Below are 13,551 nucleotides of genomic sequence, written 5' to 3' on the forward strand. Positions count from 1 at the left end.
AAGGAAGAGCTAGTGCAAACCGGTTGCAGCCGTTATCTGTTGAGTGTCGCATGCTATAGTGGTTGAAGTTGTTAGCGGTATGCGAAATAAAGGTGGTACCACGGAAGATAACCTTTCGTCCTTTGCGACGAAGGGTTTTTTTGTTTGGATTTAAAGAATGTGTGAGATCACAATGGTTCTTTGAATTCCGAAGGAAGAGATGACAAAATCATTCTTCCGGCCTAGCTCCCTAGTTTATTGGTTTTACCTATAGACTTATATGGGGCGAAACGTGTAGGTGTAGACGCTGAATTTAAATAAATGGAGGGTTACTCATGTCAGAAGCACAGGATACTAAGAACCAGACGTCGATGCCAACGACGTATGATCCAAAAGCGGCAGAGCAGAAATGGTATGATTTCTGGATGAAAAATGAATTTTTCAAAGCGGGACAACGTCCGGATGCGCCTAAATATTCGATCGTTATTCCGCCGCCGAACGTCACAGGTATGCTTCATATTGGGCATGCGCTCGATTTTACCTTGCAAGATATTCTTGTACGCGCGAAGCGGATGCAAGGCTATGATGCACTATGGCTGCCGGGTTCCGACCATGCGGGAATTGCCACGCAGACGAAGGTGGAGCAGAAGCTGCGTGAAGATGGGGTATCTCGTCATGATCTAGGGCGCGAGAAATTCCTTGAGAAGGTATGGGATTGGAAAGAAACGTATGCGAATACGATTCGTGAGCAGTGGGCGAAAATGGGCTTGTCGCTCGATTACTCCCGTGAGCGGTTTACGCTGGACGAGGGTCTATCCAAGGCGGTTCGTGAAGTGTTCGTCAAACTCTATGAAAAAGGCTTGATCTATCGCGGCAAATATATCATCAACTGGGATCCAGCAGCACGCACAGCATTGTCGGATATCGAAGTAGAGTACAAAGAGGTGCAAGGGCATCTGTACCATTTGGAATATCCGCTCGCGGATGGCAGTGGTTCAATCACGGTTGCGACGACACGTCCTGAGACGATGCTTGGCGATACTGCTGTTGCTGTACACCCAAAAGATGAGCGTTACAAAGATATGATCGGTAAAATGCTGATTCTTCCGATCGTTGGGCGTGAAATCCCGGTGATTGCAGATGATTATGTTGAGAAGGAATTCGGTAGCGGTGCAGTTAAAATTACACCTGCGCATGACCCGAATGACTTCGAAATGGGACTTCGCCATAACTTACCGCAAATCACTGTCATGGATGAATCCGGTGTTATGAACGAGCTTGCTGGTAAATACCAAGGAATCGACCGTGCGGATTGCCGGAAGCAAATCGTGAAAGATCTGAAAGAGCTTGGTGTATTGATCAAGATCGAAGATCATGTTCATCAAGTTGGACATAGTGAGCGCAGCGGTGCTGTCGTTGAGCCGTACCTCTCCACACAATGGTTCGTACGGATGAAGCCACTCGCTGAACGTGCGATTGAAGCGCAAAAATCAGGTAAAGGTGTTAATTTTGTTCCGGATCGGTTCGAGAAAACATACTTGAATTGGATTGAGAATGTTCGTGACTGGTGTATCTCCAGACAGCTCTGGTGGGGACATCGTATTCCAGCTTGGTACTGTAATGATTGCGGTGAACTTCATGTCGCGCAGGAAGATGTAACAGCTTGCTGCAAATGCGGAAGTTCGAACCTAAGACAAGACGAGGATGTATTGGATACGTGGTTCAGTTCAGCGTTATGGCCTTTCTCCACACTTGGGTGGCCAGAGAATACAGAAGATTTGAAACGCTACTACCCGGTTGATGTTCTCGTAACAGGTTACGACATCATTTATTTCTGGGTTGCTCGCATGATCTTCACAGCGCTGGAATTCACGGATGAAATTCCATTCAAAGATGTATTAATGCATGGTCTCGTTCGCGACTCGGAAGGCCGTAAAATGTCGAAGTCGCTAGGCAATGGGGTTGACCCACTTGATGTCATTGACCAATACGGGACAGACGCAATGCGTTACATGATCTCGACGAGCAGTACGCCAGGGCAAGATCTACGTTTCCGTTGGGAGCGGGTAGAGCAAGCGCGGAACTTCGCGAATAAAATTTGGAATGCTTCCCGGTTTGCACTGATGAATCTTGAAGGTTTTACGGTGGATCAAATCGATATTAGCGGCAATCTCTCCACAGCAGATCGTTGGATTCTGCACCGCTTGAATGAGACGGCTCGTGATATTACACGTCTGATGGATTCTTATGAATTTGGTGAGACTGGACGTCTGTTGTATAACTTTATCTGGGATGATCTATGTGATTGGTATATCGAGTTTGCGAAGCTTAGTCTCTATGGTGAGGATGCCGAAGCGAAACGCACGACACAATCCGTATTATCCTATGTACTTGACCGCACACAGCGGATGATTCATCCATTCATGCCTTATATTTCCGAGGAAATATGGCAGCATTTGCCGCATGAAGGCGAGACGATTACACTTGCGGCATGGCCGACTTACGATGCGAAGCTCGAAGCGCCGGATGCGGTGAAAGAAATGAACTTGTTGATGGATATCATTCGCTCGGTACGTAACGTACGTGCAGAAGTGAACGTTCCGATGAGCAAGAAAATTGAGCTGATCATTAAATCGGCTGATGCGCAGAGCGATGCGATTATCCGTAACAATGAAGTCTATATCAAGCGTTTCTGTAACACATCTCAGTTCGAAGCTTCTATGGACATTGCGGCGCCGGAGAAAGCGATGACTGCGATCGTGACCGGAGCTGAGCTGTATCTTCCGCTAGCAGGTTTGATTGATATTGCACAGGAAATCGAGCGTCTGGAAAAAGAAGTGAAGCATCTAAGAAGCGAAGTTGAACGTGTGGATAAGAAACTGTCGAACGAAGGTTTCGTGGCCAAAGCACCTGCAAAAGTCATTGAAGAAGAACGTGCGAAACAGCAGGATTATTCCGATAAGCTTGATAAAGTGCTTGCACGCATTCAAGAGCTGCAAAGCTAAGAGCGAAGGGTGAGATCACCATGGCGGACAATCGCGGGGCTGTAACCACAGCCCCTTTTGATGAATATCAACAGGCAGTAGATTGGATTAACGGCCTGATTTCTTTTGGGATTAGACCTGGTATGCAGCGCATTGAATTGATGATGGAGCGCCTCGGGCATCCGGAGCGCACGCTGAAATTCATTCATGTTGCGGGGACGAACGGCAAAGGATCGACGTGTGCGTTTCTTACTTCTGTGCTTCGTCAATCGGGTTATGATGTTGGAACGTTCACATCACCGTATATTACGAAGTTCACAGATCGTTTCCAGTATAATGGCACGAACATCCCAGAGGAGACTTTGCTGGCGATCACGAATACGTTGCGGCCTCTCGTGAAAGAGATAGCTGCGTCTGAATTGGGATCACCAACAATGTTCGAGGTCTCGACGACGATTGCGATTATGTATTATGCGAAGTACGTATTCCCTGACTTTGTCGTCTGGGAGACAGGGCTTGGCGGCCGTATGGATGTGACGAATATCGTGACGCCGATCATCTCGATCATTACGAATGTCGGTCACGATCATATGGATATTCTCGGCGATTCGCTCGAAGCTATTGCTCGGGAAAAGGCAGGGATTATTAAACCTGGCGTACCTGTTGTGAGCTCGGTGGAACAACTGGAAGTGATTGAGGTGCTCCGCAATACGGCGAAAGAGCAGAAATCAACCTTGTATTTAATGAATGATCAATATCATTTGACGACGTTATCGAGTGAAGAGAATCAGCAAGTGTTCGCATTCCAAGGACCTTTCCGTACGCTGGATCAGCTGTCGATTCAGCTGAATGGTGCGCATCAGATCAAAAATGCTGGTGTAACCGTGATGGCGCTGGAAGTGCTGAAGCAGTATTATGCCCTCTTGATTGATGACGAGGATTTATTGGAAGGATTGCGCACAGCGGCATGGGCTGGACGGCTTGAGATGATCTCAGAACAGCCGCGCCTACTAATTGATGGAGCCCATAACCCGGAAGGTGCTGCAACCCTTGCAGAAGCATTACGAGAGACTTATACGTACGAGCGTGTACATTTGATGATGGGAATGTTATCAACGAAGAATCATACAGACTATTTACGGCATATACTACCAATAGTGGATACGCTCATTTTGACCGAGCCTGATTTCCGTAAAAAAATGAATGCGGAGGATCTCTACGCCATCGTACAGCATGTATTGGCAGAATCACCGCGTCCTGATCTTCAAATCATCATCGAACCGAACTGGAAGGCGGCGCTTGCGAAGCTAGCGTCAATGGCAGCTCCTGCAGATCTAACCGTTGTCTCCGGTACTTTGTATTTAATCGCAGATGTACGATCTTATATTTTGTATCAAACCGATTCTGAAAAAGGTTGGTGAGGATTTCTTGAATACGACAGAACATGTTCATTTTATCGGTATTGGCGGCTACGGGATGAGCGCGATTGCACGCGTCATGCTAGAGATGGGGTACACCGTAACGGGCTCCGATGTCGCTGCACAGGAATTAACAGAGAAGCTAGCGAAGAAAGGCGCCAAAATATATATTGGCCATACAGCGGATAATGTTGAAGGAGCTGACCTCGTCGTCTATTCAACAGCTTTATCCAGAGACAATGTGGAACGCGTAAGGGCGGAAACGCTCAATATTCCGGTTCTGCATCGCGCACAGATGTTGGCACGCTTACTGAATACCCGTAAAGGGGTAGCTGTAGCGGGTGCGCATGGCAAGACAACAACCTCGTCGATGATTGCGCTCGTAATGGAGCAATGCGGTACAGACCCGACTTATATTATCGGTGGCGAGATTATGAATATGGGGACCAATGCAAAGGCGGGTAAAGGCGATTATGTCGTCGCGGAAGCCGATGAGAGCGATGGCTCCTTCTTGCAGTACCATCCACAGCTTGCGATTGTGACGAATATCGAAGCGGATCATCTGGAGAATTATGACGGGGATTATGCGAAGTTGAAACAAGCTTATGTGCGATTCCTTAACCAAGTGAAGCCAGGTGGCAAAGCCATCGTGAGCGCCGATGATGAGATTCTGCAAGCCATGATTCCAAATCTGCAGTGTGATGTGCTTACATACGGCATCGACTCGCCGGCGGATTATCGTGCGACAGATATCGTCCTGGGTGATCGCAAGAGCTCGTTCACATTTACGTATCAAGATGTTCCGCTCGGCAGAGTTGAAATGTCTGTACCTGGGCGCCATAACATTTCAAATGCAATGGCAACGATTATTACGTGTATGCAAGCGGACATTCCATTCTATGCGATTGCTGAATCGATCAAGGAATTCCGTGGTGCGAAGCGCCGGTTCCAAGTGCTCGGTGAAGTGAATGATATTCTTGTGATTGATGACTATGCGCATCATCCGACTGAGATTCAAGCGACGATCCAAGCGGCAAAGTCCACAGGTAAACGGATTATCGCTGTTTTCCAGCCGCAGCGCTACACGCGGACGTATTTCCTGCTGGAACAGTTCAGTCAAGCGTTTGGTGATGCGGATGAAGTCATTATTACGGATATCTATTCACCTGCAGGTGAGAAGCAGATCGAAGGCATTTCTTCGTCTAGACTTGTTGAGATGATCATACAGAACAGCAATCCGAACACGAAGTATATTCCAACGAAGGAAGAAGTATTAGCACAATTGAGCGATTATGTCAGACCTGGCGATCTCGTCATTACGATGGGTGCAGGCGACATTTGGAAGGCGGCAGACGGACTGGCCAAGACACTGCGTGCCCGTGCCGAATAGATTTTTGATGAATACAGAAACGTCCAACCCTACCGGGTTGGACGTTTTTTGGCTTAGCCATGCTTTTGGCATCACATTATGTCTTCCAGGGGAGAGTAACTTCACGCGGGGGTTTCCGATAACAGCAAATCCCTGTAGAGACGCCTCCGATCGTAATGGTCAGGATGGATAGGAAAAATGTCCGAGGTGAGAATAAGAGACCGCCAAGCGTAATGATGAGCCCGTCGAGAATGAAAATTGTGAATCCGACATTGACGGATAATTTGTCCGCGATATATTTGGCGAGTAAATCGGTTCCGCCCGTGCTAATGTTGTTCCGCAGCATGATGCCGAACCCGACACCCATGAAGATTCCGCCAATGATAGAGCTGATGATCGGATGGATCTGAAGCGGAGCAAAGCTCATGTGACTTATACGTGAGAAGATGTCAATGAAAAAGGAGGAGATGAGCATGCCTGGAAAGCTGCTGAAGAAGAAATGACGATATTTGAACCAGGCGAGCAGAAGGATCGGTAAACTGCACACAATAAAGGTGATGCCCACATTCGCCTCCCACAAGTAATTAAGGATTAAAGCGATGCCGATAACACCCCCATCGAGCACATTGAAGGGAATAAGGAAGAGGTTGATTCCGATCGCGAGCAGCATGCTCCCCGCGATCGTAGCAACGATTCTTTTGAACAACTGCACTTTCATCAGCTCCACTTTTAACAACCGAATAAAATCCTATCTGTGAGAGTTCAAAAGTTGGCATTTCAGCATGGCATCGTGATGTATAAACCTTTATCGAAGTAAATCCTCGATGAGCGACCGCGATCCTGATGTAGGTTTAGACGCCAATCAGAAAGAACATCACTTTCTGATGCGGACAAATGATGATTTTTGAACAACCACTATCTGATGTATATGCTAGTTTGTCCCGTCGTATTCAATGGATACGGCATGGGCAATACAAGGAATGCTCTCTCCTTGTTGATAAGAAATTGGAGATAGAAGCGCACCAGTAGCGACGACGAGGATCCGTCTCCACTTCCCAGCCCGAAGCTGCTTGAGCAGATGCCCATACGTCACGGTTGCAGAGCAACCGCATCCGCTAGCTCCTGCCTGGACCGATTGCTTTTCGTAGTCGTAGATCATCATGCCGCAATCACGGAAATCCGTCTGGTTCATAGGGATGTGATGCTTCTTCAGCAATTCACTTGCAATCTCATATCCGACTTTCGCTAAATCACCTGTAACGATTAGATCATAGTGACCAGGTTCAATACGCAGATCTCGGAAATGCGCTTGAATCGTATCCACAGCTGCAGGGGCCATGGCAGCGCCCATATTGAAAGGGTCTGTAATGCCCATATCTACGACGCGTCCAATGGTTGCAGAGGTGATTAGAGGTCCGTCGCCATGCTTCGAGACGACAGCAGCGCCAGCGCCCGTGACCGTAAATTGAGCGGTTGGCGGTTTCTGAGATCCATATTCCGTCGGATACCGGAATTGCTTCTCGGCCGTAGCATTGTGGCTCCCCGTCACCGCTAAGGCATAGTGAGCGGACCCGGAGTTTACGATCATCGAGGCGAGTGCCAGGCTCTCCATCGACGTGGAGCATGCGCCAAATACCCCTAGATATGGGATACCAAGCGTTCTAGCGGCGAAGCTTGTGCTAATAATTTGATTGAGCAAATCGCCGCCGACATAGAATTGGACTTGCTCTTTCGTTAATCCGGAGCTTTCGATTGCGATTTTGGCTGCTTCCTCAATGAGCTTGTTCTCTGCTTTTTCCCAAGTGCTCTGACCTAACATTAAGTCGCCATGAATGATATCGAAGTCGTTGGCGAGCGGACCTTGTCCTTCAAAAGGACCTACAACCGTTGCACTGCTGAATATGCGAGGTTTGTTCTCGAATATCCAAGATTGATGTCCCCGAAGTGTCATTAGGACGCCCCCGTTCCATTGAACTGAAATATCATATGCACGATCCCGACAATGAAGGCTGCGACCGTACCGAATACGATAACCGGTCCAGCCACTTTGAACATTTGGCCGCCTACACCAAGTACAAGGCCTTCACTGCGATGTTCTATCGCTGCGGATGCCATGGAGTTCGCAAATCCTGTAACGGGAACGGCAGTGCCAGCGCCAGCCCATTGCGCAATTTTATCGTAGACCCCAAAGCTCGTTAAGATCACCGATAAGAGCACCATAATCGCAACAGTAGGGTTTCCGACCGTTTTCTCAGTAAACCCGCCCCATGTAATAAAGGCTTTCGAGACACATTCGCCAATAAGACAAATGAAGCCCCCGGAGAGAAATGCGCACACACAATTTTTAAACGTTGTTCGTTTCGGTTCGATTCGCTTCGCAAGCGCTTGATATTCTTGCTGTACGGGCGTTAATTTCTGTTTCTTCTGTTTTTCTGACAACCCCATAACCTCCTTCAAAATTCATAAATTTCCATGGCTTTAGCGGGTAAGTAACGGCCTCATATCGCTGATGACTTGATCCATCTGGTCGACACACTGGGTATAGACTGCCTTGGCCGTCTCATTTTCTGACGATAATGCGTACATTTCTAAATCTGCCTCGCATTTCTTCAGTGTTGCGAACAATGTTGCTTTCTTCTGCGGTTCGGGTACTTGAATCTGATCGTCATAGAGGTCGACATAGAGCTGCCCATAGGAATCGACTTGTCCCAAGTAGACGTTCTCGATGGCCACGCCGATCGTCTCTAGCTCGCGATTCAGCCAGTTTCGGTTGTAACCGAACGCAGCCAATCCTTCATCGAGCAGTTTCCCATCCATAATGACGGCTTCCGGTGCTTTGTCCGGCGAGACTTTGATGCCAAGATGCTTTGGCGTGAGCGGTTGATTCTCGCGTTTAAGCAGGACATTGAATTCCCCGTTGGATTCCATGATGGCGAATTCCACATCCGCGGCATTGAACACATTTCTTTTGCGCAGCTGGGCTAGCAATTCGTCGGAGGTCACGCGTACCTTTTTTAAGTTATCTTCAAGAATTTTGCCGTCCTTAATGAGGACTTGAGATTTGCTATCAATAAAATCCCGAAGTTTTTTGGTCTTCAACTGCACCATTTCAATGATAAAGGATACACCAACCCACACGGCGAGCGAGATAATACCAAGCCCCCAGTGCTTCTCTAAATCCATGGAGATATATGCAGCAAGGCTGCCGATCGTAATCCCCGTAATGTACTCGAACAAGGATAGCTGCGCGACCTGCCGTTTCCCTAATACTTTGGTGAAAAAAAACAGAACCAAAACAGCCACCAGCGTACGAATGGCAGCTTCCAACCATTCAGGCATCGTTTTTTTCGACTCCTTCCCCTTTAATGTTTTGTCAAAAGTTGTGAACAGGATTCATATGAAATGTTCCCTCAACGCGAGAAGAATATTCTGCTGACATTCGGACACATTAGAGGGGTATTTGTAAAAAGGAGGTGTGAGAAATGACCGTTGGATCCCAAGTGAAAACTACTTTGGCAAGTTTGAAAAGTGCTCAAGCAAGTCTAGAGTCCTTCGCGCTTGAAACACAAAATCAAGAAGCGAAAAAAATGTTCGAGTCTGCTGCGCAGACGACGCAAACCGTTGTACAGCAAGTTGAATCTCGTGTACAGCAGCTCGAAAATGAGGAGCCTCAATTTAAAGGGTTCTAGACATTTCGATAAGATTGACAGGGGTGGGAAATCTCGATTCTTTGCGAGAGCAGAGGATCGGGATTTTTTCAAAATAAGTGTTTATATGATTCACGGAAAAACTGTTCTTATATTTCTCGAAGATACGCTTATCGTCCGATAAAGGGCGACGAAGTGTTTCTTCTTGTTTCATCAATAAGCGGTTATAAATCTCTTAACTCTATCATAGGAATGATAATAGAAGATTGGACAAGGGAGAGGGTAAGCATGAGTAAGGCCAAAATGACGTTTCGATTCGATGATCCGCCGCGTAAATCAACAACTACGGAGATCATTCCTCATAATGAACCTGTTGAAGGGACAATCGAGCCATCTACGATGGGTCAGGTTGTTCCAATCCAGACGTATAGCTCTGATTATGGTGCATGGGACCCATCGTTTGATGAGGAGACGAACCGGATCGAGAAGCTGATTCGTGGTGAAACCTCTTCCCTACAGCCAGAGATCATCCCGCCAAAGCCTCAGCCGAGGATCGTAGATATCATGCAGGATGCAGAGGAACGTGGAGAGCTATCCGACTCTGAATTACAATCGGATCAGGAAGAAGGACATCACATTCAATGGACAGAACTGTCTGCTGGTGGATATTATCGTAAAACAAGAAATCCTTCATGGGTCAAAGTTGTTGCCTCGGTTGCAGGCGCAATTGTGACGGGGGCTGTTTTTGGTTTTGTGGTGTTATCGTTATTCCAAGGGGAAGTGAGTCTACCAGGGGTTAAGTCGAGTGTTCTTAAGGATGATGTGCGTACGAGCGGCAGTGTTCAGACATCGGGGAAAGTCGTGGATTCCAGTACCAATCAAACGAATCTTCCATCAGGTGAGGCCGTTAGCGTGACGATTCAACGCGATGCAAAGACGTATTATATGCTGCAGTATGGTGTCTTTAAAGATCAAGCCGGCGTGAACGCCGCGCAGCAAGAATTGACAGATCGAGGCTTAGCTGCCTTCGGCGACACCTCGGATCAGAATCGGGTGTATGCGGGGATGGCGGCATCGCGGGAAGAGGCTCAGTTGATGAAAGCAGAGCTTGCGCTGCAAGGGATTGAACTCTATATTCGAGATATGCAGATGCCAGAGACAACGCAGCTCATGTATGCGGGTGACGCAGCTCAAATGGAGCAATTCTTCAAGCAGAGTGATCAGGTTGTACAAATTCTATTACAAATGTCTACGGCTCAGCTGGAGCGTAAAGATCCTACTGCCTATACACAGGCAGAGCTGTTGGCAATTAAGGATGCGCATCAGAAATGGACGGAGCTTGGGGCAGCCGCAGCCAAAGGTCTTCCAACATCATCCAAAGAAGCTTGGGGGAAAATGACCCAGTCGATGAACACGGCAATCTTATCGTTAAATGAATACGGCAAACAGTTGTCGACCTCTCATCTCTGGAGCATTCAAGCGGCATTGATGGCTTTCGTGAAGAGCGAACAAAATCTAATCGCATCGATGCAAGCTGCATGAACGACCTATATCTAACCGATAGGACCTCATTTCCAGGTTCCTGTCGGTTTTTGGTTTGTGTTACACCGCAAATATAAGTATAATGTGTAAAGGTGTAAAAAAATGGTGAAGGGGAGTCAAATATGCTGAATAGGGATCAACGTCGCCTCATCTTAGCTTCTGCATCACCACGAAGACAAGAGCTTATTCGCGTTCTGAATATCCCGTTCGAAATTCGTGTGAGTGATGTCGATGAGACAACTCCGACGTATTGGTCGCCAGCGCAGGTCGCAGAGCAATTAGCGCTTCGCAAGGCAGAGGCAGTGCATCAGATGCTGCAGGAGGGCGAACAGGGCATAATCATTGGTGCGGACACCATTGTTGTGCTTGATTATCGCGTTCTTGGCAAGCCAAAGGATGCAGAAGATGCCGTATCCATGTTGAATTTACTGCAAGGCAAGACCCATCAAGTGTATAGCGGTGTCGCCTGCATTGATGCGGAGACAGGGGAGACCCACGTATCGCATCGTGTTACGTATGTCCAAATGAAACATTTAACAGATCAGCAAGTACAGAGGTATGTCGCAAGCGGAGAACCAATGGATAAGGCGGGCTCCTACGCGATCCAAGGATTAGGTTCAACGATTGTGGAGTCGATCGATGGGTGTTATTTCAACGTCGTCGGTTTACCATTATCCTTACTCACCGATATGCTCTCCAAATACGGCATAGAAGTTCTGTAAGGTAATCGACTTATTTAACGCTTATTTATCAATGAAAGAGGGGAATTCATGGATTCGCAAGGGCTTGTTCTGCGCGATATCCCCCATGAAGAACGTCCAAGAGAACGCATGATACAGAATGGGGCAAGCGCACTTAGTCACGCTGAATTGCTAGCAATTCTTCTTCGCACAGGAACACAGCGAGAATCCGCTGTCCGCGTCGCTGAACGGCTGCTTAAGCAAGTAGGCAACATTCGCCATTTGGTTGATATGACCGTCGAGGAAATGACACAAATTAAAGGCATCGGACCTGCGAAGGCCATCCAATTAAAGGCAGGAATTGAACTTGGCCGTCGCTTATCCAGAGCGACAATGAATGAAAAGATTACCATTCGCAAGCCATCCGATGCAGCAGATTTGCTCATGGAACAAATGCGCTATTTGCAGAAGGAACATTTCGTATGTCTGTTCCTCAATACCAAAAATCATGTGCTCCAACAAGAGACACTGTCGATGGGAAGCTTGAACGCTTCAATCGTACATCCCCGAGAAATTTTCAGAGCTGCCATTAAGTGCAGCAGCGCATCGGTAATATGCGCTCACAACCATCCAAGCGGCGATCCAACGCCCAGTCCAGAAGACATTCAGCTTACACAGCGCCTCGTTGAGGCCGGCAATATTATTGGCATTGAGGTGCTTGATCACCTCGTTATTGGTGACCAGCGTTACATAAGTTTGAAGGAACAAGGACTTATGTAATATAATATTTAAATTATAAGCACGATATAAGATAAACGATGAAGAGTTACAGGAAAGAAAGGGAGATTACAGCATGTTTGGAAGCTTCACGAAAGATTTAGGAATTGATTTAGGAACGGCAAATACACTTGTTTATGTTCGAGGAAAAGGGATCGTTGTTCGCGAACCATCCGTTGTGGCGATCCGTACAGATACAAAAAAGATTGAAGCTGTTGGGGAATCCGCAAAGAAGATGATCGGTCGTACGCCAGGGAACATTCGCGCGATCCGTCCAATGAAAGACGGCGTCATCGCGGATTTCGATACAACAGCAACGATGATCAAATATTTTATTAGACAAGCCCAGAAGCAGCGCTCTGTATTTCCGCGCCATCCGAACGTCATGGTATGTGTACCTTCCGGCATTACAGCTGTAGAACAACGTGCTGTTGAAGATGCGACGAAGCAAGCAGGTGCGCGTGAAGCTTATACGATTGAAGAGCCATTTGCTGCGGCAATTGGTGCTGATCTACCGGTTTGGGAGCCGACAGGCAGCATGGTTGTTGATATTGGCGGCGGGACGACAGAAGTTGCGGTTATTTCGCTTGGCGGTATCGTAACAAGCCGTTCAGTGCGCGTGGCAGGCGATGAGATGGATGATGCTGTCATTCAATATATCAAACGCATTTATAATCTTATGATTGGTGAACGTACAGCTGAGCAGATCAAAGTCGATATTGCTTCCGCATTGCCGCTTGATCAAGTTGAGACGGTTGAAATTCGCGGACGTGACCTCGTGTCTGGACTTCCGAAGACGCTCACGATTACATCCGACGAGATTACAGAAGCTTTGCAAGATACAGTGAACTCTATCGTTGATGCGGTGAAGGTAACGCTTGAGAAATGTCCTCCAGAGCTTGCAGCTGACATTATGGACCGCGGTATTGTATTGACAGGTGGCGGCGCGTTGCTGCGCAACCTGGACAAATTGCTAGCGCGTGAGACAGGCATGCCGGTCATCGTTGCGGAAGATCCTCTTGATTGTGTAGCGAAAGGTACCGGCCGAGCGCTAGAGAACATCCACTTATTTAAATCCAAAAGCAGTACGGCGGTTCGCTCGAAACGATAAGAGGTGTTTAAACTGTTTAAATTATTGGGGAATAAACGATTGTT

At 47.5% G+C, this 13,551-nt stretch carries 12 protein-coding genes and 1 other annotated feature (1 of these 13 cut by a window edge); of the genes, 8 read left to right on the forward strand and 4 right to left on the reverse strand.

What is annotated here, in order from left to right:
• Nucleotides 1-126 (forward strand) — a binding site (T-box leader); it begins 150 nt to the left of the window's first position.
• A 188-nt stretch (nt 127-314) separates the two neighbouring features.
• The 3 genes from GCU39_RS00510 to murC are packed head-to-tail and all read left to right on the forward strand — an operon-like array spanning nt 315 to nt 5,771.
• A complete protein-coding gene (locus tag GCU39_RS00510; RefSeq protein WP_152391705.1) occupies nt 315-2,984 on the forward strand; it encodes a valine--tRNA ligase in 2,670 nt (889 codons plus the stop codon).
• Between the two features lie 20 nt (nt 2,985-3,004).
• The gene (locus GCU39_RS00515; protein WP_152391706.1) at nt 3,005-4,384 is read left to right on the forward strand and encodes a bifunctional folylpolyglutamate synthase/dihydrofolate synthase; all 1,380 of its coding nucleotides are present in this window, start codon (nt 3,005-3,007) and stop codon (nt 4,382-4,384) included.
• Between the two features lie 7 nt (nt 4,385-4,391).
• A complete protein-coding gene (murC, locus tag GCU39_RS00520; RefSeq protein WP_152391707.1) occupies nt 4,392-5,771 on the forward strand; it encodes a UDP-N-acetylmuramate--L-alanine ligase in 1,380 nt (459 codons plus the stop codon).
• Between the two features lie 76 nt (nt 5,772-5,847).
• On the opposite strand, the gene GCU39_RS00525 is transcribed toward murC, so the two are convergent.
• From GCU39_RS00525 to GCU39_RS00540, 4 genes are all read right to left on the reverse strand, one after another.
• Nucleotides 5,848-6,468, reverse strand: coding sequence for a YitT family protein (locus tag GCU39_RS00525; protein ID WP_152397025.1), 621 nt, complete (start codon nt 6,466-6,468; stop codon nt 5,848-5,850).
• Between the two features lie 213 nt (nt 6,469-6,681).
• Nucleotides 6,682-7,701, reverse strand: coding sequence for a stage V sporulation protein AD (gene spoVAD, locus GCU39_RS00530; RefSeq protein WP_152391708.1), 1,020 nt, complete (start codon nt 7,699-7,701; stop codon nt 6,682-6,684).
• Nucleotides 7,701-8,189 carry a stage V sporulation protein AC gene (spoVAC, locus tag GCU39_RS00535; protein ID WP_227793396.1) on the reverse strand — a complete coding sequence of 163 codons (489 nt, stop codon included), beginning with the start codon at nt 8,187-8,189 and terminating at the stop codon, nt 7,701-7,703. The genes spoVAD and spoVAC overlap by 1 nt, the downstream gene beginning before the upstream one ends.
• 39 nt (nt 8,190-8,228) lie before the next feature.
• On the reverse strand, nt 8,229-9,089 hold the full coding sequence (locus GCU39_RS00540; protein WP_152391710.1) for a DUF421 domain-containing protein: 861 nt from the start codon (nt 9,087-9,089) through the stop codon (nt 8,229-8,231).
• Nucleotides 9,090-9,232: 143 nt separating this feature from the next.
• On the opposite strand from GCU39_RS00540, the gene GCU39_RS00545 reads away from it, so the two are divergent.
• The 5 genes from GCU39_RS00545 to GCU39_RS00565 all read left to right on the forward strand — a co-directional run bounded on the left by GCU39_RS00545 (nt 9,233) and on the right by GCU39_RS00565 (nt 13,507).
• Entirely contained in the window at nt 9,233-9,439 is a 207-nt protein-coding gene (locus tag GCU39_RS00545) for a DUF1657 domain-containing protein (RefSeq protein WP_152391711.1), read from the forward strand.
• 246 nt (nt 9,440-9,685) lie between these two features.
• Nucleotides 9,686-10,939 carry an SPOR domain-containing protein gene (locus GCU39_RS00550; protein ID WP_193726712.1) on the forward strand — a complete coding sequence of 418 codons (1,254 nt, stop codon included), beginning with the start codon at nt 9,686-9,688 and terminating at the stop codon, nt 10,937-10,939.
• A 122-nt stretch (nt 10,940-11,061) separates the two neighbouring features.
• Nucleotides 11,062-11,661 (forward strand): Maf family protein, encoded by a 600-nt coding sequence (locus GCU39_RS00555; protein ID WP_152391713.1) that lies wholly within the window; start codon nt 11,062-11,064, stop codon nt 11,659-11,661.
• Nucleotides 11,662-11,709: 48 nt separating this feature from the next.
• A complete protein-coding gene (gene radC / locus GCU39_RS00560) occupies nt 11,710-12,399 on the forward strand; it encodes a RadC family protein (protein ID WP_018757030.1) in 690 nt (229 codons plus the stop codon).
• Nucleotides 12,400-12,472: 73 nt separating this feature from the next.
• Nucleotides 12,473-13,507, forward strand: a complete 1,035-nt coding sequence (locus tag GCU39_RS00565; RefSeq protein WP_018757031.1) for a rod shape-determining protein — start codon at nt 12,473-12,475, stop codon at nt 13,505-13,507.
• The last annotated feature ends 44 nt before the right edge of the window (nt 13,508-13,551 follow it).

Source organism: Paenibacillus guangzhouensis (genome assembly GCF_009363075.1).
GTDB classification, from domain to species: Bacteria; Bacillota; Bacilli; order Paenibacillales; family Paenibacillaceae; genus Paenibacillus_K; species Paenibacillus_K guangzhouensis.

Excerpts from the sequence above, each read along its gene's own strand:
- GCU39_RS00510 (WP_152391705.1), top strand. The coding sequence starts at position 315 with ATGTCAGAAGCACAGGATACTAAGAACCAGACGTCGATGCCAACGACG.
- GCU39_RS00515 (WP_152391706.1), top strand. The coding sequence starts at position 3,005 with ATGGCGGACAATCGCGGGGCTGTAACCACAGCCCCTTTTGATGAATAT.
- GCU39_RS00525 (WP_152397025.1), bottom strand. The coding sequence starts at position 6,468 with ATGAAAGTGCAGTTGTTCAAAAGAATCGTTGCTACGATCGCGGGGAGC.
- spoVAD (WP_152391708.1), bottom strand. The coding sequence starts at position 7,701 with ATGACACTTCGGGGACATCAATCTTGGATATTCGAGAACAAACCTCGC.
- GCU39_RS00540 (WP_152391710.1), bottom strand. The coding sequence starts at position 9,089 with ATGCCTGAATGGTTGGAAGCTGCCATTCGTACGCTGGTGGCTGTTTTG.
- GCU39_RS00545 (WP_152391711.1), top strand. The coding sequence starts at position 9,233 with ATGACCGTTGGATCCCAAGTGAAAACTACTTTGGCAAGTTTGAAAAGT.
- GCU39_RS00550 (WP_193726712.1), top strand. The coding sequence starts at position 9,686 with ATGAGTAAGGCCAAAATGACGTTTCGATTCGATGATCCGCCGCGTAAA.
- GCU39_RS00555 (WP_152391713.1), top strand. The coding sequence starts at position 11,062 with ATGCTGAATAGGGATCAACGTCGCCTCATCTTAGCTTCTGCATCACCA.
- radC (WP_018757030.1), top strand. The coding sequence starts at position 11,710 with ATGGATTCGCAAGGGCTTGTTCTGCGCGATATCCCCCATGAAGAACGT.
- GCU39_RS00565 (WP_018757031.1), top strand. The coding sequence starts at position 12,473 with ATGTTTGGAAGCTTCACGAAAGATTTAGGAATTGATTTAGGAACGGCA.